Annotated in this window: 21 protein-coding genes and 2 tRNA genes; 14 read left to right on the top strand and 9 right to left on the bottom strand. The window is 55.0% G+C overall.

Annotated elements, in window-relative coordinates; translation table 11 throughout:
* Window positions 1–81 precede the first annotated feature (81 nt).
* A complete protein-coding gene (locus AABB29_RS10240; protein WP_373636490.1) occupies window positions 82–447 on the bottom strand; it encodes a hypothetical protein in 366 nt (121 codons plus the stop codon).
* 72 nt (window positions 448–519) lie between these two features.
* On the bottom strand, window positions 520–1,542 hold the full coding sequence (locus AABB29_RS10235) for a glycosyltransferase family 2 protein (RefSeq protein ID WP_341367014.1): 1,023 nt from the start codon (window positions 1,540–1,542) through the stop codon (window positions 520–522).
* Window positions 1,543–1,731: 189 nt separating this feature from the next.
* Here AABB29_RS10235 and sucC point away from each other — a divergent pair, with 189 nt between their 5' ends.
* The 10 genes from sucC to AABB29_RS10185 all read left to right on the top strand — a co-directional run bounded on the left by sucC (window position 1,732) and on the right by AABB29_RS10185 (window position 13,211).
* Entirely contained in the window at window positions 1,732–2,925 is a 1,194-nt protein-coding gene (gene sucC, locus AABB29_RS10230) for an ADP-forming succinate--CoA ligase subunit beta (RefSeq protein ID WP_341367015.1), read from the top strand.
* The gene (locus AABB29_RS10225) at window positions 2,922–3,479 is read left to right on the top strand and encodes a hypothetical protein (RefSeq protein WP_341367016.1); all 558 of its coding nucleotides are present in this window, start codon (window positions 2,922–2,924) and stop codon (window positions 3,477–3,479) included. The genes sucC and AABB29_RS10225 overlap by 4 nt, the downstream gene beginning before the upstream one ends.
* Before the next feature lie 13 nt (window positions 3,480–3,492).
* Window positions 3,493–4,374, top strand: a complete 882-nt coding sequence (sucD, locus tag AABB29_RS10220; RefSeq protein WP_341367017.1) for a succinate--CoA ligase subunit alpha — start codon at window positions 3,493–3,495, stop codon at window positions 4,372–4,374.
* A 93-nt stretch (window positions 4,375–4,467) separates the two neighbouring features.
* The gene (locus AABB29_RS10215) at window positions 4,468–4,956 is read left to right on the top strand and encodes a DUF805 domain-containing protein (RefSeq protein WP_341367018.1); all 489 of its coding nucleotides are present in this window, start codon (window positions 4,468–4,470) and stop codon (window positions 4,954–4,956) included.
* The gene (locus tag AABB29_RS10210) at window positions 4,953–7,904 is read left to right on the top strand and encodes a 2-oxoglutarate dehydrogenase E1 component (RefSeq protein WP_341367019.1); all 2,952 of its coding nucleotides are present in this window, start codon (window positions 4,953–4,955) and stop codon (window positions 7,902–7,904) included. The genes AABB29_RS10215 and AABB29_RS10210 overlap by 4 nt, the downstream gene beginning before the upstream one ends.
* A 4-nt stretch (window positions 7,905–7,908) precedes the next feature.
* Window positions 7,909–9,093, top strand: coding sequence for a 2-oxoglutarate dehydrogenase complex dihydrolipoyllysine-residue succinyltransferase (gene odhB / locus AABB29_RS10205; RefSeq protein WP_341367020.1), 1,185 nt, complete (start codon window positions 7,909–7,911; stop codon window positions 9,091–9,093).
* A gap of 519 nt (window positions 9,094–9,612) precedes the next feature.
* Window positions 9,613–10,158 (top strand): L,D-transpeptidase family protein, encoded by a 546-nt coding sequence (locus tag AABB29_RS10200; protein ID WP_341367021.1) that lies wholly within the window; start codon window positions 9,613–9,615, stop codon window positions 10,156–10,158.
* 59 nt (window positions 10,159–10,217) lie between these two features.
* A complete protein-coding gene (locus AABB29_RS10195; RefSeq protein ID WP_341367022.1) occupies window positions 10,218–10,628 on the top strand; it encodes an MAPEG family protein in 411 nt (136 codons plus the stop codon).
* A 64-nt stretch (window positions 10,629–10,692) separates the two neighbouring features.
* On the top strand, window positions 10,693–12,081 hold the full coding sequence (gene lpdA, locus AABB29_RS10190) for a dihydrolipoyl dehydrogenase (protein WP_341367023.1): 1,389 nt from the start codon (window positions 10,693–10,695) through the stop codon (window positions 12,079–12,081).
* Between the two features lie 290 nt (window positions 12,082–12,371).
* Window positions 12,372–13,211 (top strand): TerB family tellurite resistance protein, encoded by an 840-nt coding sequence (locus AABB29_RS10185; RefSeq protein WP_341367024.1) that lies wholly within the window; start codon window positions 12,372–12,374, stop codon window positions 13,209–13,211.
* Here the strand turns inward: AABB29_RS10185 and AABB29_RS10180 are convergent.
* Window positions 13,201–13,851, bottom strand: coding sequence for a GntR family transcriptional regulator (locus AABB29_RS10180; protein WP_341367025.1), 651 nt, complete (start codon window positions 13,849–13,851; stop codon window positions 13,201–13,203). The two genes, AABB29_RS10185 and AABB29_RS10180, sit on opposite strands and share 11 nt — an antisense overlap.
* A gap of 31 nt (window positions 13,852–13,882) precedes the next feature.
* Window positions 13,883–14,572, bottom strand: coding sequence for a SprT family zinc-dependent metalloprotease (locus AABB29_RS10175; RefSeq protein WP_341367026.1), 690 nt, complete (start codon window positions 14,570–14,572; stop codon window positions 13,883–13,885).
* 111 nt (window positions 14,573–14,683) lie between these two features.
* Here AABB29_RS10175 and AABB29_RS10170 point away from each other — a divergent pair, with 111 nt between their 5' ends.
* Both AABB29_RS10170 and AABB29_RS10165 read left to right on the top strand, forming a co-directional pair.
* On the top strand, window positions 14,684–15,010 hold the full coding sequence (locus tag AABB29_RS10170) for a TIGR02300 family protein (protein ID WP_341367027.1): 327 nt from the start codon (window positions 14,684–14,686) through the stop codon (window positions 15,008–15,010).
* Between the two features lie 104 nt (window positions 15,011–15,114).
* Window positions 15,115–15,190 (top strand) — tRNA-Ala (locus AABB29_RS10165).
* Window positions 15,191–15,877: 687 nt separating this feature from the next.
* On the opposite strand, the gene AABB29_RS10160 is transcribed toward AABB29_RS10165, so the two are convergent.
* Both AABB29_RS10160 and AABB29_RS10155 read right to left on the bottom strand, forming a co-directional pair.
* Window positions 15,878–18,274, bottom strand: a complete 2,397-nt coding sequence (locus AABB29_RS10160) for a transketolase (protein ID WP_341367028.1) — start codon at window positions 18,272–18,274, stop codon at window positions 15,878–15,880.
* A 72-nt stretch (window positions 18,275–18,346) separates the two neighbouring features.
* On the bottom strand, window positions 18,347–19,360 hold the full coding sequence (locus AABB29_RS10155; protein WP_341367029.1) for a 1-aminocyclopropane-1-carboxylate deaminase: 1,014 nt from the start codon (window positions 19,358–19,360) through the stop codon (window positions 18,347–18,349).
* Window positions 19,361–19,499: 139 nt separating this feature from the next.
* Between AABB29_RS10155 and AABB29_RS10150 the strand changes: the two genes are divergently transcribed.
* A complete protein-coding gene (locus AABB29_RS10150; protein WP_341367030.1) occupies window positions 19,500–19,700 on the top strand; it encodes a winged helix-turn-helix transcriptional regulator in 201 nt (66 codons plus the stop codon).
* A 270-nt stretch (window positions 19,701–19,970) separates the two neighbouring features.
* Here the strand turns inward: AABB29_RS10150 and AABB29_RS10145 are convergent, their stop codons facing one another.
* The 3 genes from AABB29_RS10145 to AABB29_RS10135 form a co-directional block, all read right to left on the bottom strand.
* Entirely contained in the window at window positions 19,971–20,249 is a 279-nt protein-coding gene (locus AABB29_RS10145) for a hypothetical protein (protein ID WP_341367031.1), read from the bottom strand.
* On the bottom strand, window positions 20,239–21,156 hold the full coding sequence (locus AABB29_RS10140; protein WP_341367032.1) for a DUF6538 domain-containing protein: 918 nt from the start codon (window positions 21,154–21,156) through the stop codon (window positions 20,239–20,241). The genes AABB29_RS10145 and AABB29_RS10140 overlap by 11 nt, the downstream gene beginning before the upstream one ends.
* Before the next feature lie 123 nt (window positions 21,157–21,279).
* Window positions 21,280–21,353: transfer RNA gene (locus AABB29_RS10135), tRNA-Cys, on the bottom strand.
* 432 nt (window positions 21,354–21,785) lie between these two features.
* Between AABB29_RS10135 and AABB29_RS10130 the strand changes: the two genes are divergently transcribed.
* Window positions 21,786–22,928 (top strand): hypothetical protein, encoded by a 1,143-nt coding sequence (locus AABB29_RS10130; RefSeq protein WP_373636489.1) that lies wholly within the window; start codon window positions 21,786–21,788, stop codon window positions 22,926–22,928.
* Window positions 22,929–22,930: the final 2 nt, after the last annotated feature.

The raw sequence follows: 22,930 nt of genomic DNA, 5'->3' as shown, positions 1-22,930 counted from the left end.
ATGGACGCCCGTTTTGCTTTGTCAGACCATGTTCGGCGCATTCGCGCGATGAACCATGGCCAGACGATCTATTCTTCTTGATCAGCAACTGATCACAATCGTCCAAGTATCACTGACCGGATCGTACACATCCTGACTGGCCAAGCGGCTCAGCGTATCTGTGCAACCACGGGTCTTGATATATTGGGCGGCGGTAGATCCTGCCAAACGTCCCGCCTCCGCAAAGCCAAATGTACGACCCGCAGGCGTTAACGTGATGTAATACGGTGTCTCAAAAGGAACGACATATGTGCGCACGTCATAACGTCGGCTATCGGATGCCAAATATCCATCAACGCGGTTCTCTGTGACCTCAACTGCCCCCTCTGGCAACGTTCCTCCGCCACCACCGCCGGAACAAGCGCCTAAAACCAGCGCCGCCGCAACTGCCCAACCCAACTTTTTCATGATGTCCTCACGATATATTTTCTATTGGCGACGACCCTACCCCGCCATATCGCAAACGACCAGAGGCATGGGCTATGCCTCCCGCTCCATCCCAAATTGATCTAGCACATCGCCTTTGTTGTGCCAAAGCCAAGCATCAAATGCAGCCGCTGAAACATCACTGCCATCCTTCGGAAACCACTCCTGCAAAACCGAGACAGGCGAAAATCCTGGATCAAGCCAAAGATCATGCGTTTGCAAAATCGCCTGCAACGCAGGCCCTATACATTTCAGCTCATCATGAAGATCAAATCCACTGCTTGGGCAGTCCAGAACAGCATCAATCTGCCTTTGCCGATGCGGTGACGGGGCCATACCGCCGCGGTTCAACACAGCATCTGCCTTGCGCAACAGTTTATAGACCCAATGTAGCCGGGTCAGCCCATCGAAATGCAAAAGGATTGCGTGATCAAGGGTCTGCGCCATCAAATCGGCCGCGCCAAGCGGTTTGGGTCTGTGAATAGACATCTGTAGGGGCGCACCAGTTCGCGCAAAACTCTTGCCAATCGCGTGCCCCGTCAGCCCGCGATAGGTCAGATCATAGGCTGGCCCAAACAATTTCCGCCCATCGCGAGGCTTGCCAAGATATGGGCGGCGAAAGGCCCCGTCAAAAATCGTACCTTCTGGGTCCGAAAAAATACGCTCCGCGACGGGCACAACACCCACCTGGGTCTGCGGACCAAGCTGATGCAAACATTCACCAACAGACCCACCTGGGCGCAAATATTCATCCGCATCAACATGCAGCACCCAATCGGCATGGCTGCGCCGATAGGCGTCACCCGCATTGCGCATTTGCCGAATTTGATGCTTTTGCGGGCGGCTCTTGCCCAGCCGTCTCCAATGCACCGCATCACATGCAATCACTTCAACGCCAGGCATTTCGGCGACATCCGCCGCCGCCGGGTCGTCCGGGCGATCAAAATAGAGCCAGATTTCCGACGCCCCCAAATGCAAATACCAGGCAACAAACGTCCGGATCAGCACCGGCGGCTCATCCACAGTTGCAACGACCGCCCAAGTTGATTTCTGCGCTTCCATGTCCCTGCGTAACATCTACACGAATCTTTTCAAACGGCCATGCTACGCGCGGTTTCGCGATTGATGGCGACATTTGTGATCACACGTTTTCACCGTGTGATCACAAATGTCGCATTATTCCGGATTTCGCAAAAAATGGGTTAGAATAGCGTAAACCATTGTGGTCTAACCAAGGGCAACCGAAGCCAAATTGGACATGCTCTTATGAATATCCACGAATATCAGGCCAAAGCGCTGCTCGCCAGCTTTGGTGCGCCAGTATCCGACGGCCGCGCCGTTTTGAAAGCCGAAGACGCAAAAACTGCCGCTGGCGAACTTGACGGACCGCTCTGGGTGGTCAAGGCGCAAATCCACGCAGGTGGCCGCGGTAAAGGCAAATTCAAAGAGGCTGACGCAGGCGAAGCGGGCGGTGTCCGCTTGACCAAATCGGTTGAAGAAGCGGCCGAAGAAGCCAAGAAAATGCTGGGCCGCACGCTGGTCACGCATCAGACAGGCCCCGCAGGCAAGCAGGTCAACCGCATCTATATTGAAGACGGCTCTGGGATTGAGACAGAAATGTACCTCGCCCTGCTCGTGGATCGCGCCACCAGCCGGATCGGTTTTGTCTGCTCGACCGAAGGCGGCATGGACATCGAAGAGGTTGCCGAAGCAACCCCTGAAAAGATCCTGAACTTCACCGTTGATCCGGCCACAGGCTACCAGCCCTACCACGGCCGCCGCGTCGCCTTTGCGCTTGGCCTCGAAGGGGCGCAGGTCAAGCAATGCGTCAAACTGATGGGCCAGCTTTACAAAGCCTTTGTCGAAAAAGACATGGAGATGCTGGAAATCAACCCGTTGATCGTGACCGATGGTGGCGACCTGAAGGTGCTGGATGCAAAGGTGTCCTTCGATGGCAACGCGGTCTACCGCCACGCCGATGTCGCCGCCCTGCGCGATGAGACGGAAGAGGACCCCAAGGAACTCGCCGCCTCAAAATACGATCTGAACTACATCGCGCTCGACGGTGAAATCGGCTGCATGGTCAACGGTGCGGGCCTTGCCATGGCGACAATGGACATCATCAAGCTTTACGGGGCTGAGCCTGCCAACTTCCTCGACGTGGGCGGCGGTGCGACCAAGGAAAAAGTGACCGAGGCGTTCAAAATCATCACCTCTGACCCGAACGTTAAGGGCATCCTTGTGAACATCTTCGGCGGCATCATGCGCTGCGACGTCATCGCCGAAGGCGTGATCGCTGCGGTGAAAGAGGTCGGCTTGCAAGTTCCCCTCGTCGTGCGCCTCGAAGGCACAAACGTCGAAAAAGGCAAAGATATCATCAACAACTCCGACGTTGACGTGATTGCAGCAGACGACCTGAAGGACGGCGCTGAGAAGATCGTGAAGGCGGTTAAGGGGTGAAGTTTCTAGTTCTGGCAGCTCTTATTTTTGCGGGCGCATACTGGCTAGTGATTGTTTCTAACGAAGGTGTGGTTCCGCAATCGGAAACCGATGATCCCGCCATCGTAGCTGCGGTGACGCAATCGGACACTGACGATCCCGCCATCGTCAGTGCAATTGATGATCTTGCATCCATATGCTTGGCATCCGGCGGCGACAAAGCGAAGGCTGAGGAAGCAATCATTGCGCTTGATGGTTACGAGTTTACGGGCCCAAACTCTGCGACAGACGCTTCTGGGAGGATTATTATTCTGCTCGCAGGTTCCGGTGATAATTTTTCATGCGTCTTTGCATATGATCCGAATGTTGATGCGCCCGACGACAGTATATCGGCAAATGTAGCGAGAACCTTGGCTGCGCTCGACGTCGTCAAGTCTGAATTGGCGGCGCGGCTCGACATTTCGGAAAACGACTTCGTCGAAGAACAGGGAACGCTCACTTACACATCGGAAGCAATTCAAGTCCTGATCCTCCCCAGATCAAGCATCCGAATAGCTATCAATCATCAAAATTAATGGAGCCACCAATATGGCCATTCTCGTAAACGAAAACACACGCGTCATCTGCCAGGGCCTCACCGGCTCGCAAGGCACGTTCCACTCTGAACAGGCCATCGCCTATGGCACCAAGATGGTTGGCGGCGTGACCCCCGGCAAAGGTGGGCAGACCCATCTGGACCTGCCCATCTTCAACTCCGTGCATGAGGCGAAAGCCACAACCGAAGCCAACGCCTCGGTCATCTACGTGCCCCCGCCCTTCGCGGCAGACAGTATCCTCGAAGCGATCGATGCTGAAATGGAACTGATCATCTGTATCACCGAAGGCATCCCGGTGCTGGACATGATGCGCGTCAAAAAAGCGCTCGAAGGGTCCTCCTCTCGCCTGATCGGGCCCAACTGCCCCGGCGTGATCACGCCTGATGCGTGCAAAATCGGCATCATGCCAGGCCACATCCACAAGCGCGGCTCGGTCGGCGTCGTGTCACGCTCCGGCACACTGACCTATGAGGCGGTCAAGCAGACCTCCGACAGCGGCCTGGGCCAGTCCACAGCCGTGGGCATCGGCGGCGACCCGATCAAAGGGACCGAGCATATCGACGTGCTCGACATGTTCCTGGACGATGATGAAACACATTCGATGATCATGATCGGCGAAATCGGCGGATCTGCGGAAGAAGAAGCCGCCGAATTCCTGACCGAACAGAAGAAAAAAGGGCGCTGGAAGCCCACAGCCGGTTTCATCGCCGGACGCACCGCGCCTCCGGGCCGCCGCATGGGCCACGCCGGTGCGATTGTCGCAGGCGGCAAAGGCGACGCGGAAAGCAAGATCGAAGCGATGAAATCCGCCGGGATTGTCGTCGCCGACAGCCCCGCGACTTTGGGCGAAGCCGTGCTGAAAGCAATTGGATAAATTGACTCTGAGGTCCCGGATCAAGTCCGGGACTTCGCAAACCGTGATACCGCAGTCCCGGGCTTGACCCGGGAGCTCATACAGGACCCCGCCATGGGACCCGCACAATCCATCAAGACTTGCCTTGCCAGGTCATTCCAATTCAAAGGCCGCGCCTCACGGTCTGAATTTTGGTGGTTTTATGGATTTATGGTAGTTGCTCTACTTGGTCTTGAAATTACCGGTGCTTCCGAAATGGACGTGTCTTACATCACAGCTGCAATGCTATTTGCGATACCACTCTTCGCAGCAGCTTATCGAAGAATACAAGATGTTGGAAAACCGGGCTGGTTGGTGTTTGTACCTTTTGCGATAATCGCAGTGACAATGCAGATCGCACGATTTAGCGAAGCGGAAATTCCCAAACTTATCGACACATATCAATCGGGTAACGTTGCAGCGAGCATGCCGACCCTAGCAACACTGATTGCAGGATATTCGCTTTTTTCATTTGTGCTTATGGCGTTGGTCGTTTTCCTACGCCGTCCATCAGATCCCAGTACTAACAAATACGGCCCTAACCCTAATGAGGTCCCCTCATGAACGATCACTCCCCAAACGACATCCTCCATGCATCTTCCTTCCTGCAAGGCCATAACGCCGAGTATGTCGAACAGCTCTACGCCCGCTATGCCGACAACCCAAATGCGGTTGACGAAAGCTGGCAAGCCTTCTTCAGGTCCTTGGGCGATGCGCCAACGGAGGCCAAGGCGGAGGCCGCAGGCCCATCATGGGGGCGCATGGATTGGCCACCGGTGCCGAACGATGACCTGACAGCAGCACTTGACGGGCAATGGCCTGCCGAACCCGAAGCTGCAGGCAAAAAGATCAAGGACAAAGCCGCCGCCAAAGGCGTTGATCTCAGCGAAGATCAGGTGCGCGCCGCTGTCCTGGACAGCATCCGCGCGTTGATGATCATCCGCGCCTACCGGATCCGGGGGCATCTGATCGCCGATCTTGATCCGCTGGAGATGCGGGAAAACACGCCGCACCCGGAACTTGACCCAAAATCCTACGGTTTCACCGATGCGGACATGAACCGTCCGATCTTTATCGACAATGTGCTGGGCCTGGAAATGGCCACGATGACCGAGATCCTCGCCATCGTCCGCCGTACCTACTGCGGCACCTTCGCGCTGCAATATATGCATATCTCTGACCCGGAAGAGGCCGGCTGGCTGAAAGAGCGGATCGAAGGCTATGGCAAGGAAATCGCCTTTACCAAAGAAGGGCGCAAGGCGATCCTGAACAGCCTGGTCGAGGCTGAGGGTTTCGAGAAATTCCTGCATGTTAAATACATGGGTACCAAGCGCTTTGGCCTTGATGGCGGCGAAAGCCTGATCCCCGCGATGGAACAAATCATCAAGCGCGGCGGCCAGTTGGGGCTTGAGGATATCGTTATCGGCATGCCCCACCGGGGGCGTCTGTCGGTGCTCGCCAACGTGATGGAAAAACCCTATCGGGCGATCTTTAACGAATTCCAGGGTGGATCGTTCAAGCCCGAAGATGTCGATGGCTCTGGCGATGTGAAATATCACCTCGGTGCGTCCTCTGACCGGGCCTTTGACGGCAACAGTGTGCACCTGTCGCTGACCGCGAACCCCTCCCACCTTGAGGCGGTGAATCCCGTTGTTCTGGGTAAGGTCCGCGCTAAACAGGACCAGATCAACGATGAAGACCGGACAAAGGTCATGGGGATCCTCCTACATGGTGACGCGGCTTTTGCCGGTCAGGGCGTCGTCGCCGAAGGGTTCGGCCTGTCGGGGCTCAAGGGACACAAGACTGGCGGGACGATGCACATCGTGGTGAACAACCAGATCGGGTTCACAACTGCGCCGCATTTCAGCCGCTCCAGCCCCTATCCGACCGACATCGCGCTGATGGTCGAGGCACCGATCTTCCATGTGAACGGCGACGATCCAGAGGCGGTTGTGCATGCCGCCCGGGTGGCCACCGAATTCCGCCAGAAATTCCACAAAGACGTGGTGCTGGACATCATCTGCTACCGCCGGTTTGGGCATAACGAAGGCGATGAGCCGATGTTCACCAACCCGCTGATGTACAAGAAGATCAAAAAGCAAAAGACCACACTGACGCTGTATACCGAACGGCTGGTCAAGGATGGGCTTATCCCGGAAGGCGAAATCGAAGATATGAAGGCGGCCTTCCAGTCGCAGCTGAATGAAGAGTTCGAGGCCGGTAAGGTTTATAAGCCAAACAAAGCCGACTGGCTTGATGGCAAGTGGTCCCACCTGGAAAACCGCAAAGAAGACTACCAGCGTGGCGTCACCGCCATTGACGAAAAGACCTTTGATGACGTGGGCAAGGCGCTGGCGACAGCCCCTGAAAACTTCCCGCTGCACAAAACCGTCGGGCGTCTTCTGGACGCGAAAGCCAAGATGTTCGAAACCGGCACCGGCATCGATTGGGCCACCGGCGAAGCACTCGCCTTCGGCTCCTTGCTGACCGAAGGCTACCCGGTCCGCCTGTCCGGCCAGGATTGCACACGCGGCACATTCAGCCACCGGCACTCAGGCCTGATTAACCAGGACAACGAAGACCGGTACTACCCGCTGAACCACGTCCGCGAGGGACAGGCGCAGTATGAAGTCATCGACTCGATGCTGTCCGAATATGCGGTGCTGGGCTTTGAATATGGCTACTCGCTGGCCGAACCCAACGCGCTGACGCTCTGGGAAGCGCAATTCGGCGATTTCGCCAATGGCGCGCAGATCATGTTCGACCAGTTCATCAGCTCAGGCGAAAGCAAATGGCTGCGCATGTCCGGCCTCGTCTGCCTGCTGCCCCATGGCTACGAAGGGCAAGGGCCCGAGCATTCCAGCGCACGTCTGGAACGGTTCCTGACCATGTGCGGCGGCGACAACTGGATCGTGGCCAACTGCACAACACCTGCGAACTATTTCCACCTGCTGCGGCGTCAGCTGCATCGGACCTTCCGCAAACCGCTGATCCTGATGACGCCCAAATCGCTGCTACGGCACAAACTGGCGGTCTCCAAGAAAGAGGAATTCACCACCGGGTCCTCCTTCCACCGGGTGCTGTGGGATGATGCGCAACAAGGCAATTCCGACACCAAACTGGTGGCCGATGACAAAATCAAAAAGGTCGTCATGTGCTCGGGCAAGGTCTACTACGATCTGCTCGAAGAACGCGACAAGCGCGGCATCGATGACGTCTACCTGCTGCGATTTGAACAGTTCTACCCCTTCCCCGCGCAATCGGCGGTCAAGGAACTTGAACGGTTCAAACAGGCCGAAATGGTCTGGTGTCAGGAAGAACCGCGCAACCAGGGCGCTTGGAGCTTTATCGAACCCAACATCGAATGGGTCCTCACACGGATCAACGCCAAACACGCGCGGCCGACATACGCCGGACGCGCCGCCGCGGCCTCGCCCGCAACAGGCCTGGCCAGCAAACACAAATCAGAACAAGAAGCGCTCGTGAATGACGCGCTGACGATCAAAGGATAAGAACATGAGTACCGAAGTCCGCGTCCCGACCCTTGGCGAATCCGTGACCGAAGCCACCGTGGCCACATGGTTCAAACAGCCCGGCGATGCCGTGGCGGTTGATGAAATGCTCTGCGAGCTGGAAACTGACAAGGTCACGGTTGAGGTCCCCAGCCCCGTCGCTGGCACCCTGTCTGAAATCGTCGCCGCCGAAGGCGAAACCGTTGGCGTTGACGCGCTGCTGGCACAAATCGCCGAAGGCGACGCCGCCCCGGCCCCTGCCAAGAAAGAAGAACCCAAAGCCGAAGCCGCCCCTGCCCCCGCAGCGGCCGCAAAGGATGTCGAAGACGCCCCATCCGCCAAGAAACTGATGGCCGAAAACAACCTGACCGACGTCACTGGCACGGGCAAAGACGGGCGCGTGATGAAAGAGGACGTGTTGAACGCCATCGCAGCCCCTGCCCCGGCTCCGGCCGCTGCCCCGCGCGCACCTGTGGCCGCCGATCAGGCCGACCGCGAAGAGCGGGTCAAGATGACCCGCCTGCGCCAGACCATCGCCAAGCGTCTGAAAGACAGCCAGAATACAGCGGCCATGCTGACCACCTATAACGAGGTCGACATGACCGAGGTCATGGCCCTGCGCAATGAATACAAAGACCTGTTCCTGAAAAAGCACGGCGTGAAACTGGGCTTCATGTCCTTCTTCACCAAGGCCTGCGTGCATGCGCTCAACGAAGTGCCCGAGGTGAACGCCGAAATCGACGGCACAGACATCGTCTATAAAAACTACGTCAATATGGGCATCGCCGCCGGCACACCCACTGGCCTTGTGGTGCCTGTGATCAATGACGCCGACCAGATGTCCTTTGCGGCCATCGAAAAGGCGATTGCCGAAAAAGGCGCCAAAGCGCGCGACGGCAAGCTGAGCATGGCCGAAATGCAAGGCGGCACCTTCACCATCTCCAACGGCGGCGTCTACGGCTCGCTCATGTCGTCCCCCATCCTGAACCCCCCGCAGTCGGGCATCCTCGGCATGCATAAAATCCAGGACCGGCCCATGGCCATCGGCGGCCAGGTCGTGATCCGGCCCATGATGTACCTGGCGCTGTCCTACGACCACCGGATCGTCGACGGCAAGGGTGCGGTGACATTCCTCGTACGGGTGAAAGAAGCGCTCGAGGATCCACGGCGGTTGTTGATGGATTTGTAACAACATAGGGCAGCGCTCGGACCTCGGGGTGGGTGCGAAGCGCCCTCCCCATGGGGGAGGTCCGGGCGCTGCCCGGCAATGCCGGGCGGAACAAGAGCCATGATGCGCAATGACTGATCAAAAAGTACAGATACCCTCAATTGGCTGGAAAGAGCTCGTTGGTGAAATTCTGCTTTTCTCAGTGATACTAGCCGTCGTTACTTGGCCATTCCTACCCCTCGGAGAAGAAACGACATCGATCAGGACGCCGAAAAATGTCCTCATTCATGCTGTTATTCCCATAGCAGGGGTGATCGCTATGACAACGGGTCCGCTACTGACATTCATGTTCGCTGTTCACCTAAATAGGTTCAAGCTACTTAACTCATGGTTTATCGCGCTCGCCATCGCGCTCCCTGCAGCATTTGAATTATTTGACTTTCCGAGGCAGATGGACACAATTTGGATATATGGCGTTATGGGGCTAATTCTTACGGCAGGCTGTATTTTCGAAACACTTCGTCGACTGTTGTGGGCGCCATGACCCGCCTCCTCAAACCTCTCGCCCTCCTGCTCCTCCTCGGCCTCGGCACCGCAGGCTACACCCAAGTCATGCTGCGCAAAGGCTCCGGCACCCCGCCCCCGATGGCCCCAATGGAGCAGCAGGCTGACATGGTCTTTGTGGACAAAAGCGACCGCGCACTGGTGTTGTTGCGGAACGGTGAAGTCATACGCACCTACGACATTTCAATGGGCGGCAATCCGGAAGGGCATAAAACCCAGGAAGGCGACGAACGGACACCGACTGGTGACTACACCATCGACTGGCGCAACGAAAACTCCATCGCGCATCTGTCGCTACACATCTCATACCCCAATGCAAATGACACCACCCAGGCAGAGGCACGCGGCGTCTCGCCCGGTGGGAACATCATGATCCACGGAATCCTGAACGGCTGGGGTTGGCTCGGCGCGCTCCAGCGCCGGGTTGATTGGACAAACGGGTGCATTGCGGTCACCAATGCAGAAATGCGCGAAATTTGGTCGCTGGTACCCAATGGCACCCCGATCCGGATAGAGGAATAAGCCATGCCAAACTGGACCTCCGTCCCGGGCTTGACCCGGGACCTCATAAAGGCAACGCCATGACAACCGAACTCACCGTGTTGGGGCTGGCTGCTTTGCTACAAGGGCTCCAATTCTGCCTGATGGCGATCCCGGCCAATATCGAATTGGGACCCGGCAAGACGATGTCGCCCCGCGATGCCAGCCGTCTTGGCAAACCAATGGTTGAGCTTTTGTCGGACAAGACCGGCCGCCTTTACCGCGCTCTGAACAACCATTTTGAGGCGCTGATCCTGTACACCATCGCCGTTGTCATCATATCGCTTGCCGACAAGGGCACCGGCTTTTCCGCCATCTGCGCTTGGACTTACCTCTGCGCCCGCATCCTTTATGTCCCCGCCTACTATTTCGGCCTCGCCCCATGGCGGTCGCTGATCTGGTTTGTGGGGTTTCTCTCAACCATGCTGATGATACTATCAGCGCTGATTTAACCCCTGTGTATGTACAGGTTCTGTACGCAATCTGTACCACGTCTTGCACCGCGAAGGAGACCCCATGTCCAGCTATGACGTCATCGTAATCGGAGCCGGCCCCGGCGGCTATGTCGCAGCCATCCGCTGCGCCCAACTGGGCATGAAAGTGGCCTGCGTCGAAGGCCGTGAAACCCTTGGCGGCACCTGCCTGAACGTGGGCTGCATCCCCTCCAAGGCCCTGCTGCATGCCAGCCATATGCTGCATGAGGCCGAGCATAATTTTGCGACCATGGGCCTGAAGGGCAAAGCCCCTTCTGTGGATTGGAAACAGATGCTGGCCTATAAATCCGATACGATTTCGCAGAACACCGGCGGCATCGAATTTCTGTTCAAAAAGAACAAGGTAGACTGGTTGAAAGGCTGGGGGTCCATCCCTGAAGCAGGCAAAGTCAAGGTCGGTGATGAGGTCCATGAGGCAAAGCACATCATCATCGCCTCGGGGTCCGAGGCGTCCTCATTGCCCGGTGTTGAGGTCGATGAGAAAACCGTTGTCACCTCGACCGGCGCGCTGGAATTGCCCAAGGTTCCCAAAAAGTTGGTCGTGATCGGCGCGGGTGTCATCGGGCTTGAGCTGGGTTCAGTCTACGCACGTTTGGGGGCCGAAGTGCAGGTGATCGAATTCCTTGACGCCATCACCCCTGGCATGGACGCCGAGATTGCCCGTCAGTTCCAGAAAATGCTTACAAAGCAAGGGCTTAAATTCACCCTCGGCGCCGCCGTGCAGGGCACATCTGTCAAGGGCGGTAAGGCCACAGTGACCTACAAACTGCGCAAAGACGACAGCGAACATGAGGTTGTCGCTGATACCGTTCTGGTCGCCACAGGCCGCAAGCCCTACACCGATGGTCTGGGGCTTGAGGCCCTTGGCGTCGAAATTTCAGAGCGCGGCCAGATCAAAACCAATGACCGCTACGCCACCAACGTCTCTGGTATCTACGCCATCGGCGACGCCATCGACGGGCCGATGCTGGCCCATAAAGCCGAAGACGAAGGCATGGCCTGCGCCGAAGGCATTGCCGGCCAGCATCCGCACGTAAACTACGGCGTCATCCCCGGCGTGATCTATACACACCCCGAGGTGGGCAATGTCGGCGAGACCGAAGAATCCCTGAAAAAACAAGGGCGTGCCTATAAAGTCGGGAAGTTTCCGTTCATGGGGAACGCGCGGGCCAAGGCCAATTTCGCAGCCGACGGTTTCGTGAAAATCCTAGTAGACGCCGCAACAGATCGGGTCCTTGGGGCGCATATCATCGGGCCGATGGCAGGCGATCTGATCCATGAGATTTGCGTCGCGATGGAGTTCGGCGCTGCGGCCGAGGATCTGGCGCGCACCTGCCACGCGCACCCGACCTATTCTGAGGCGGTGCGCGAAGCCGCTTTGGCTTGCGGCGATGGCGCAATCCACGCCTAAGTTATCCCATCAACGCGTTTCGCTGTCACCTAATTGGTCATGGCGAAACGCATCTGCAGTTTATAGCAAACGCCGCACAACAACAAAAACCGCTGACAAGTCCGATTTTTGTTTCGCTATCCCCCACAGTTAGTTAATAAATTGGTCATTAACCCACTTTCTGTTGCCTCCATGCGGACAATGATGACCAATTAATTAAATTGCCGCAGACAAGGTCCCAGTCAAACATAAGTGCGCCACATTTTTAGAATTACATAGTCCAGTACTGAGTAAAACGATCTGAGAAGCAGATGAAACAAGTCATTTTTGCAGCGTTTTTGGCCTTCCTCTTTGGTAGCCAAGCATATGCATATTCAAACGATACCGGATATTATGATGGCTTGGAATTCGTGGCCGAAACGGCGATTCCCGATGGCCCCAGCAACAGCATGTCGCTTTGCTATGCCACTCGCGATTTCAAAATTCTCGGCCTGACAATGGTAAGCGATGTACAGGGCTACGTCCTGTCTGGCGATGGCTGCAACACGATCGCGCGCGGCTTCACGGAAGAACAGATGATCACAGCCCAGTCGCTAGAGCTGGTGCCTGCTGATCTGCCCGCGCGGGCCCGCAACAGCCTTGAGCGCAATGTACGCAACTATGGGCTTTGGGTCGCAATTGGGCTTAGCTTAATCGCTGTCATCATTCGGCGGATTAAATCACTGCTGGGCTATGACTTGCGCGCGCCGTTGCGCAGCAAAGCCTCGTCCCGGATATTGATGGCAATGTGCCATGCGGGCAGTGCCAGCGGTGTGATGGCGTCGGGCGAGCTAGCGGTTGTCAACAATGCTGCGCGCCGATTGACCCGGCGGAACTATCAAACATCTGATGTCGTTCGGGTGGCCGATCATCTTGATCCGAATTTGCTGCCCGAGGATTATATCGACCTTGGCAAAGGCCTGCGCGATCGGGAAAAAGACACCATGATGCAGGGTGTCCTTTATGTGGCCATGGCCAGCGGTCGGATGCAAAATGGCCAATATCACTTTGCGACAAATCTGGCGCATGGTTTGGGCATGCCCGCCGAAGATTTCCGCCGCGTTCTCAGCACGGCAATGGATGATTTGGAAAAATACCCCGCTACCCTTTGAGCATCCGCAGACCTTTGGTCGCATCCGTCCGCACAGCCAGCCGCAAGCCCGGCTCATCCCCCGCCTTAAGCGCGCCAAGGATCAACTTGTGATGATAAGGCGGCTCTGTCCGGTTGAGGCGCCCATACAGCGCCCGCATCGTGGGCCCGAGTTGTAGCCAAACCGTTTCGGCCATCGCCAGCATCGCAGGCGCCTGCGCCCGCAAATAAAGGGTGCGGTGAAATTCCAAATTCATCCGAATATAGCCGGTTGCATCATGTCGTGCGATCATCTGACTGACACCCTGATTGATCGCATCAAGCCTGTCGATCAGCGCAAAATGCGCCCGGGGCAGTGCCCGTGATGCCAGCTCAGGCTCAAGCAAGGCGCGCAGCGTCGCCAGTTCTTCAATCCGGTCATTTGATAATTCCGGCGTCGACACCCGCCCCGAAGATGAGAGGAACAATGCCCCTTCGGCAACCAGACGCCGCACCGCTTCGCGTGCGGGGGTCATCGAAACCTCGTAGGTCTCGCCAATACCGCGCAGGGTCAGGGCGGTACCTGGTTCAATTTCGCCATGCATGATTCGGGTGCGCAAGGCGCGATAGACGCGCTCATGCGCGGCAGAACTTGGATCGATAGGGCGTGGCTGGATCATCATGGTGCTGTTGTGATCACAAACACAAGTTACGTCAATTGTCGAAGTTAACCCTGTGCAGCCGGTCACCATGCTGACGTAGCCAATCACGTTCGGCCTTGTATCCTGGGCATATCTTCTCAACCACCGCCCAAAAGGCGGCTGAATGGTTCATTTCCACTAAATGGGCGACCTCATGGGCGGCCACATAATCAAGCACCGATGGCGGTGCCATGATCAAGCGCCATGAATACATCAACGCCCCTTGGCTTGAACAAGATCCCCAGCGCGACCGTGTGTCCCGGATCGAAATCCGCGTATATGACTGCCCAAGCAGCCCCGCATACCGATCCGACGCTTCGACCAAGGCATTGCGTGCAATTTGGCGCAGCTGCGCCTTGATTTTCAGCCCCAAACCCTCAGGCCCTGGCGCCGCGATTTGCTGATCCGCAATCACCAGCCGCTTGCCCTCACCTGCAACAATCGGGGTCATTTTTCCTCGCAACATGATCTGCTCACCAATCGCCACGGTCTGCACCGGCGCCAGTTGATCCAGATGGGATCTAAGCCATGCCTCCTTGGCGCGCAGGAAACTGATTCCCTCGCGCTCAGCCGCCAGATGCGGCAACGTGAGCGTGACACGGCCATCAAGCCGCGACACACGCAGAGAAAGCCGCTTTGCACGGCGCGATCTGCGCAAACTGACGTCGATCGGGGGGTTGCCATTCAGCGTATGACGGCCCATATCCAGCTACTCATGTTTTCATGTGCCAAAGGCTTTGACACCGCCCCCTGCTTATGGCAGTTGGCACCGATCACCCGCAAGGGTTGGCGCAAGATTTTGAAGGGATAGCCTATGCCTAAGGAAGAGTGGGGCACAAAGCGACTTTGCCCCGAAACCGGCAAACGCTTTTACGACCTGAACGCGACACCAATTGTCAGCCCTTACACGGGCAAAGAAGTCGCCGTTGATACGGCCAAAACCCGCACCATGGTGGCCGACGCCGAGGATGCGCAATCGGCCAAGGCAAAAGACGTCAGCGACGAAGACGATCTGGTGCTTGATGATGACGACACCGACACCGATGACGTCGATCTGGGTGATGACGTTCTCGAAGATGATGACGAAGATACGGTATCGCTGGATGAATTGGCGGACGTGCCAACAGAAGACGAGGATTGATTTCCTGTCATCCGGGCGCGATTAGCACTTGATCTCGCCCGGGGTGCTGCGTAGACAGCAACCCGCAGCAAATGCTGCACCCGGTGATCAAAGATCACCACGATGGGGCCTTAGCTCAGTTGGGAGAGCGCTTGCATGGCATGCAAGAGGTCAGGGGTTCGACTCCCCTAGGCTCCACCATATCTCTTAAACGCAATGACTTAGATACTTGAATATCTGGTGTTACACATAGGTGGAACACAACAGATGAAGATTGCATCTTATGTAAGTTCTTCAAGGCATGGGATTTATTACTTCCGGTACCCCTTGCCGAGCTCATGGCAAAACGAAAACCGTAGTACCATTCGGTTATCTCTAAGAGCACGCTGCCCCAAACGAGCTAGCACTTTGGGACGTTATCCTCACAGTTCTACGAGTTCCATCCTTGTAACGTGGAAGTGGCCAACGAAAATAGAAAACCCCATGCCGAGATGTGCAGAGGTAGGATGATAACATGATTGGGTGTGTCTCCCTTTGTGTCACACCCGACAACCAAAGCACCAACCCATTGATTTAGAAAGAAATGGAGGCGAGTACCGGACTCAAGAAGTGAATACTCTTAATCTTTAAATAACAATGACTTAATTGACTTTCAAACTTTCGTCTTCGCACACGTTTTCACACAATTCTTCACCAGAGGGCTTCGGGTGCCAGATGAAGTGGCGTAGACGTAGGAAGGATACGCCTATGTTAATAAAATCAATATAAATTATAACTATATGGCAATTGGGATCACCCAACCGTAGCATTTTGTTGTAGCAAATTTGCTCGAAAATTGGATTCTAAGTTCGAATGTTTCTACCGCACTCGAACTTTCGTAAAGGGCAGCTATGATGGCAACAATGACCTCCACGCTGCTGATGGTGATCGATCCCCGACGGTCAGTTCACTAACCGACTCCGCAATGGAATGGCGGTCAATGCGAAAGTGTCGGTACAGGTCTTCAATGGAACCTGTCTGGCCGAAGTGTTCCACGCCGTGTGGAATGGTCTGGTGACCATGCACGGCACCCAGCCATGACAAGGTCGCAGGATGACCATCAATTACAGTTACGATTGTGCAGTTGCCAGAGAGATCGCTCAACAACTTTTCGACGTGACTTTGCGCTTTGACATTGCCACGCGCACGTTCGCGCTGGGCGGCGGTCCAACCTGCATTTAGACGATCCGCAGATGTCACCGCTAAGACACCAACATCTCTGCGGTGTTCGCCAATCAGCCCTGCCGCTGCAATCGCCTCAGGTGCCACAGCCCCTTGGTAGGCTATGACAATTGAACAATTGGGGCCTGGCTTTCTGAGCCAGTACGCCCCATCGACAGCCCCCTGAACGAAGGCGTCATCGGCTCGTTTGCCAGGCTGCTCAATAGGATTGGTGGTGAGACGCAGATAGATTGATCCACCAGTTTCGTCGCGTAGCCATGTGCGTTCATCAGGGTCGCCATTGCCGTCGCGCTGCACGTAGTCAAACGCCCACTCCATGATTACGGCAAGCTCGTCAACAAAGGCTGGTTCGAAGGCGGCTAGACCATCCTGAGACATACCAATGAGAGGTGAGGCAATAGATTGATGCGCACCACCTTCAGGGGCCAATGTGACGCCAGACGGGGTTCCGACAAGGATGAACCGCGCATCTTGGTAACAGGCATAGTTCAGAGCATCCAATCCACGGGACACGAAGGGATCATATACGGTACCGATGGGGATCAATCGTTTACCAAACAGCGAATGAGACAAACCTGCGGCACCCAATAAGAGCATCAGGTTCATCTCAGCAATGCCAAGCTCAATGTGCTGACCTTCGGGTGCAAACTCCCACTTTGCTGTGGATGGAATTTTAAAGTCCTTGAAGGTGTCAGCTTGTGCCGTTCGTGCAAAGAGTTTGCGGCGGTTCACCCATGGTCCTAGGTTTGTTGTCCCAGTAACATCAGGCGATGTTGTCAAGATGCGATCTGCCAGCGTGGAGTTACCTTTGGACAAGGTATCGAGTATTTTGCCAAAACCCATTTGGGTTGAGATTTCGCGGTCGTTCTCTAACTCAACCTTGGGCACTGGCAGAAAGTCATCGTCATAACGCCGTATCCCTGCAGCAAAGAACGGGACCCTATCAAGGAAGCCTTTAAAGCCCGCCTCATTTTCAATCGTAGCGAAGGGGTTCCATTCTTGCCCCTCAAGAACACCCATATCGTTCTGCCAATCAAGCATTTGCGCCTTGGTCATCAGGCCGCCGTGGTTGTCCTTGTGGCCCGCAATCGGGGTGCCCCAACCCTTGATCGTATAAGCTAGGAAACAAACGGGGCGGTCATGATCAATAGAAGCAAAGACCTCGGCCATGGTGTCAACGCAGTTCCCACCAAGGTTCTCCATCAGTGCCGCGAGTTGGGTATCATCGCGACTGCCCAACAGGGCTGTGACATCGCCTTGATCCCCAAGATCATCCATCAAATGTTGCCGCCAAACCGAACCGCCCATGTAGGTCAAAGCAGAATACAGTTGGTTTGGACAATCATCGATCCACTGACGCAGCCTGTCCCCACCTGGTTCCTCAAATGCGGCCCGCTGTAACGCACCGTGCTTAATTCGTACAACGTCCCAACCGAAGGCATCGAAGATTTTTTCAGCCCGCTCAAATAGCCCTTCACGGACGATGCCGTCTAAAGACTGGCGATTATAATCGATCACCCACCAAGTGTTACGTAGGTCGTTTTTCCAACCTTCCTGGAGGCACTCATAGATGTTGCCTTCATCCAATTCGGCATCACCCATTAAGGCCACCATACGGCCCAAAGGGACCTCTTTGCCCCATGTCTTGGCCTTTACATAATCTTGGATCATGGATGCGAAAGATGTGATGGCAACGCCAAGCCCAACTGACCCGGTTGAGAAATCCACGTCATCTATGTCCTTGGTACGTGATGGATAACTTTGCACCCCACTAAAGCCACGGAAATTCTCCATCTTTTCCAGAGGCACATTGCCCATCAGGTACTGCATCGCATGAAAAATTGGTGACGCATGGGGTTTGACCGCAACCCGATCCTCTGGCCGCAATGCCGAAAAGTAGAGCGCCGTCATCATTGATACCATCGACGCAGATGACGCCTGGTGGCCGCCAACTTTGATCCCATCTACCTTGGGGCGGATATGATTGGCATGATGGATCATCCAGTGAGACAGCCAAAGCAGGCGTTGCTCAACGGTCTTCAGGTGTTGCGAGTTCTCAGACATGCCGATGGACTTTCAGTGGTGTTCAGATGTGCGGGTGCGCCTGTTTCGCATAGGCGCACCCTGTGTGCCGCATCAGCCGTTGCGGTAGGTATAGCTGTACCCGTTCAATGCAGGCTGGCCGCCGAGGTGCGCGTAAAGCACTTTGGAGCCTTCGGGGAAGAAACCCTTTTTCACCAAATCGATCATGCCTTGCATGGATTTGCCTTCATAAACCGGGTCAGTGATCATCGCCTCAGTTTGTGCGGCCAGACGGATCGCATCGTTGGTTTCGGCGCTTGGCACCCCGTAGGCGGGATAGGCATAATCTGGGTTGATGTGGATGTCTTCGTCTTCAATCGAGTAGCCGCATTCGATCAAATCGCAGGTCTTGTTCGCGATCTCTTTCACCTGTGCGCGGGTCTGATCAACGGTACCGGATGCGTCGATGCCGATGACACGATCTGCACGACCATCTTTTTTGAAGCCAACAATCATCCCACCTTGCGTTGAGCCAGTGACGACACAAACGACGATGTAGTCAAACTTGAAACCCAGTTCTGCTTCTTGCTCACGGACTTCTTCAGCAAACCCAACGTAGCCAAGGCAACCGTGCGGGTGAACGGACGCACCTGCGGGGATACCGTAGGGCTTGCCACCTTCGTTTTTAACATCCTCAATGGCTTCTTCGTAACTGGTACGGATGCCAATATCGAAACCATCATCAACAAGCCTACTGTCTGCGCCCATCAGACGAGTCATCATGATGTTACCCACACGGTCATAGACAGCATCTTCGTGAGGAACCCACGCTTCTTGAACAAGGCGGCACTTCATCCCAATCTTAGCAGCGGTCGCCGCGACCATACGTGTATGGTTTGATTGAACGCCGCCAATGGACACCAATGTGTCTGCACCCGAAGCAATCGCATCAGGCACGATATACTCAAGCTTGCGAAGCTTGTTACCGCCTTGGGCAAGGCCAGAGTTACAATCTTCGCGTTTGGCGTAAATCTCGACCTTACCGCCAAGGGTCTCGGTCAGGCGGGGAAGGTGCTCAATCGGCGTTTTGCCAAAGGTCAGTGGATAACGTTCAAATTTTTCCAGCATGGGTGTCTCCTGATTTGGTTGTTGGGATCAGGGTAGCGCAGTTTATCTGATGAGTGCTTTCTAAATTGCCGATCATTATTAGGTATTACGTATATCTTTTCTGGGATAGTTTAAGTTAATATCACCAGATCTGACAGTTATGAAAGATTCTTCCATCGGGACCCTTAATCGAATCGATAAGCGCATCCTTCGCCTACTCCAACAGGACGGACGCCTGACCAACGCAGACCTTGCTATTAAGGTGAATGTGAGTGCCGCGACCTGTCATCGACGCACACAGCGACTGTTCAACGAAGGCTACATTCAATCGGTAGGGCGGCGTCAACATAGGGTTTCTTAATCTCATCGTATCGGGATTCAGCAATCAACTGTTTCTTCCTTTCGTAAAGCACAGGAATATTTAGCGGACGGACACCGATTTCACGGCGGATTGCCTGACGCTGATACAATCGTTCCAGAATGGCCTGTCGGTCTGAGGATGTGCTGAGCAGATCAAAGCCTATCGTCTGGGCGATAGGCTTTGCCACCTATGCCAATTGATTTCATTTGTATTCTTCGGAAATTGGCTGGACAGGCGATGCCATTATTCTGACATCGCCAATACAGACGTTTACTCGATTACATATGTCGTCGGGCTACCGTTGGAACCAATGACGACCAACTGGCCATCCGCCAATGCGGCGTCCTGACAGACCTCTGGTCCTACAAACCGCGTTGGCTGTGTTAGGGTCCGACACCACTTTCCACCGCTGATCCGCCATGTACCCGACAGCGTGTCACCGTTTGCCAAAGTGCCAACCAAGGCCCCATTCGCACCTGCGGTGAGACGCGTGTCGCCTGCCGCCAGCGTACGACCAGACACCGCTTCGGTGATCGGATCAGGCGTCACAGTCCCGTCCATAGTCTAACGTCAGCTTCACTCCCTGAAGGTTTTTGTTAATTGCACCGCGTTGAAGAGTATTTGTCTCGTTTGTGTCAGCCCAGTCGAGTTGCTTGGGCATGGTGAGTTCGCGGATTTTATTGGGCGGTCGGGAAGGAAGGCGGATCAGACCATCGCGAAATTTCTCAGCATGTGTTCGATCTATCTCTTCAACGTCGAGATCACCGCAGAACTCGATGAAACGACGGACGCCAGTCCCAAAGTCTGACACCGCGCTGTCACTAAGGTCTGGGTTTCCTTCCAAATACTTCTTGAAAGCGCAGGAAAGCCTGCGGCTCGGATCAACTTTCTTGACCCTCTTCAATGTCCCGAAAGTCGAGGCGGTGGGGCCGCCAAGTTCAGCTATCATATCCTTCCACTGGCTTGATATCTCAGGGTTGGACACGTGGTACTCCTCCAAACAAGCGTCAAGTAGTGCCTCGAAATCTGGCGTATCAGTTGTGATCGCAGTGATGCCTGTCCTGTTCATCCAGTCCGTCACATACTGTGTCAGGTCGGTTTTCTTCCGAATGATGGGGCGGGGCGCTTCGTCTCCGATGGGTTCCAGTTCGCCCCAGACATCTGGATAGGCTTCACGTGCAATGTTCTCACGATTGATCAGTTGAAAGTCGATGCTCCATTGAGCGGCAAGGTCTTCGACCTCAATTTGGCTCAGACGGCCGTAAGTGCCGCTTCTGGCTTGCTTTAGCTGTTCGTCTGTTTCGACCGTTCTGCGTCTACAACGGGCTTCAGCTTCAACTTTGCTGTCGGTATCAAGGGAATGCCACCATTCCTTCTGCTCAATGAGATGCCGAACATCAGTAGGGACCACTCGTTCAAAGTGGTACCAACCGCCTCGTGGCTTGAGATATTTCATGTCCTGGTCCTGACCGCCTTCGTACACAATTTCGCACAAGCGTTTGCACACGTTAGATCGAAACACCCTGTAAAACATGGTGTTAATTGAAATCATTGGGTATTTGGGGTCAAGAAGAATGATTGGAGGCGAGTACCGGAATCGAACCGGTGTACACGGATTTGCAATCCGCTGCGTAACCACTCCGCCAACTCGCCGCGTCTGTTTGACTACGCAGACGATGCGATAAGGTCAAGCGCCAACCTCGGTTTCTGTTAAACAAATCGATATGAAGCCAAGCTCAGGCAAAAGTTTTGCTTCGGCGTTGCTTAGCCCAATCATCTTCGCGGTTTGTTAACTAATTTCCGCTCTTTGGAGAAAGAGCGTCCCAAACCACAAGAACATCGGATGTGCCAACATTTTAGAGCCGGAGGTGAGAAGTGCATTCACTACCTTGGAAGCGTATCGGCCATGAAACATTTGCGCCACGGGCTGATTCAGTGTTCAGATCTTTGGCCAGTGACATCGTAAGTCATCAGCGTTTGCCGAAACGGATTCTACTGCTTCAGGGGCCAGTTGGTCCGTTTTTCTGTAGATTGCAGTCCTTTCTGCTGTCTCAAAACATTGATGCTTGGCGGGTTTCTTTTCACATGGGTGATAGGGTTTTCTGCAAGGGGCACAATCTACTCCAGTTCAATGGCCCGCAGGAAAGTTGGGCGGATTGGCTCCAACAGATACTGGCATTTGGCGATTTTGAGACGATCATACTGTTTGGCTCTGAACGGCCAGCGCATATCGTTGCCCGCGATATTGCTGCAAACGCTAATGTTGATGTTATCTCATTGGAAGAAGGTTATATTCGCCCGGGGTTTGTCACCGTGGAAACGGGGGGGAACAATGCCAGCTCTCCTTTGGCTGGGCAGGTCGCAGAGACGTGGAAACGCAATAGCGAACCGCCCCGAAACGGCGAAGTTTATGGCAGCTTTCGCAAAGCTATTTTCTATGGCGCACTTTATTATATCCTGCGCAATTTGACGACGTTTGGCAAACGTCGCGGCATGTTTCATCGCCAGACCCCGCTCTTGCAAGAGGCGTTCTACTGGGCCCGCAATCTGTCCCGCCGCGTGATTGGCGGTGAACGCAACTTCGCCAAGGTGCAGCAGCTCTTAGAGCATACGGACAAGCGCTATTATCTGGTCCCTCTTCAAGTTAGCAGCGACGCCAATCTGACGCGATTTGCTAGCGGTTGGAACTCAAAACGACTGATTTCAGAAAGCATTAAGTCATTCGCGACACATGCACCGCCGGGCACAAGACTGGTGTTCAAAATTCATCCCATGGACCGCGGTCATAACAAACTGAACCCCATGATCAACAACGTCGCAAACGCTTGCGGCGTCGCGAGCCGCGTCGATATCATCGATACCGGGTCGCTTGGCCTTTTGACACGTCACAGCGCGGGTATGATCACGGTAAACAGCACGTCGGGCCTTTCGGCCATCTTTCATGGCGTCCCGTTGATGGTCTTGGGAAAAGCCATCTATGCGCACGAAAAGCTAGCGATGATCACTGCAGATTTCGATGCGTTCTGGACATCGACGCATGTTGCGAGCCCTGAGCTGCGCCAGAACTATATTCAGTGGATCAAGCAAGAGGCGCTTAAGCCTGGGGATTTCTACAGTCACATCGGCATGACCGTGGCAGCGCAGTCAGTCTTTGAAAAATTGCAAGAGGTGTCCTCCCCAGAGGCGTTGATTGCAGACACCGTCATCCCAATGAAAGCTGCCTCCTGACC

The sequence above is a fragment of the Yoonia sp. BS5-3 genome, assembly GCF_038069655.2.
Classification (GTDB): Bacteria; Pseudomonadota; Alphaproteobacteria; order Rhodobacterales; family Rhodobacteraceae; genus Yoonia; species Yoonia phaeophyticola.
Note: the sequence above shows the minus strand (reverse complement) of the source record. Positions and strands in the feature narration are given on the sequence as shown.

What these genes read in the sequence shown, in the direction of transcription:
- AABB29_RS10160 (WP_341367028.1), bottom strand. Translation starts at nt 18,274, where the DNA reads ATGTCTGAGAACTCGCAACACCTGAAGACCGTTGAGCAACGCCTGCTT.
- AABB29_RS10215 (WP_341367018.1), top strand. Translation starts at nt 4,468, where the DNA reads ATGGGACCCGCACAATCCATCAAGACTTGCCTTGCCAGGTCATTCCAA.
- sucD (WP_341367017.1), top strand. Translation starts at nt 3,493, where the DNA reads ATGGCCATTCTCGTAAACGAAAACACACGCGTCATCTGCCAGGGCCTC.
- AABB29_RS10235 (WP_341367014.1), bottom strand. Translation starts at nt 1,542, where the DNA reads ATGTTACGCAGGGACATGGAAGCGCAGAAATCAACTTGGGCGGTCGTT.
- AABB29_RS10130 (WP_373636489.1), top strand. Translation starts at nt 21,786, where the DNA reads ATGGGTGATAGGGTTTTCTGCAAGGGGCACAATCTACTCCAGTTCAAT.
- AABB29_RS10240 (WP_373636490.1), bottom strand. Translation starts at nt 447, where the DNA reads ATGAAAAAGTTGGGTTGGGCAGTTGCGGCGGCGCTGGTTTTAGGCGCT.
- AABB29_RS10210 (WP_341367019.1), top strand. Translation starts at nt 4,953, where the DNA reads ATGAACGATCACTCCCCAAACGACATCCTCCATGCATCTTCCTTCCTG.
- odhB (WP_341367020.1), top strand. Translation starts at nt 7,909, where the DNA reads ATGAGTACCGAAGTCCGCGTCCCGACCCTTGGCGAATCCGTGACCGAA.
- AABB29_RS10200 (WP_341367021.1), top strand. Translation starts at nt 9,613, where the DNA reads ATGACCCGCCTCCTCAAACCTCTCGCCCTCCTGCTCCTCCTCGGCCTC.
- AABB29_RS10170 (WP_341367027.1), top strand. Translation starts at nt 14,684, where the DNA reads ATGCCTAAGGAAGAGTGGGGCACAAAGCGACTTTGCCCCGAAACCGGC.
- AABB29_RS10150 (WP_341367030.1), top strand. Translation starts at nt 19,500, where the DNA reads ATGAAAGATTCTTCCATCGGGACCCTTAATCGAATCGATAAGCGCATC.
- AABB29_RS10180 (WP_341367025.1), bottom strand. Translation starts at nt 13,851, where the DNA reads ATGATGATCCAGCCACGCCCTATCGATCCAAGTTCTGCCGCGCATGAG.
- sucC (WP_341367015.1), top strand. Translation starts at nt 1,732, where the DNA reads ATGAATATCCACGAATATCAGGCCAAAGCGCTGCTCGCCAGCTTTGGT.
- lpdA (WP_341367023.1), top strand. Translation starts at nt 10,693, where the DNA reads ATGTCCAGCTATGACGTCATCGTAATCGGAGCCGGCCCCGGCGGCTAT.
- AABB29_RS10195 (WP_341367022.1), top strand. Translation starts at nt 10,218, where the DNA reads ATGACAACCGAACTCACCGTGTTGGGGCTGGCTGCTTTGCTACAAGGG.
- AABB29_RS10175 (WP_341367026.1), bottom strand. Translation starts at nt 14,572, where the DNA reads ATGGGCCGTCATACGCTGAATGGCAACCCCCCGATCGACGTCAGTTTG.
- AABB29_RS10140 (WP_341367032.1), bottom strand. Translation starts at nt 21,156, where the DNA reads ATGAAATATCTCAAGCCACGAGGCGGTTGGTACCACTTTGAACGAGTG.
- AABB29_RS10185 (WP_341367024.1), top strand. Translation starts at nt 12,372, where the DNA reads ATGAAACAAGTCATTTTTGCAGCGTTTTTGGCCTTCCTCTTTGGTAGC.
- AABB29_RS10155 (WP_341367029.1), bottom strand. Translation starts at nt 19,360, where the DNA reads ATGCTGGAAAAATTTGAACGTTATCCACTGACCTTTGGCAAAACGCCG.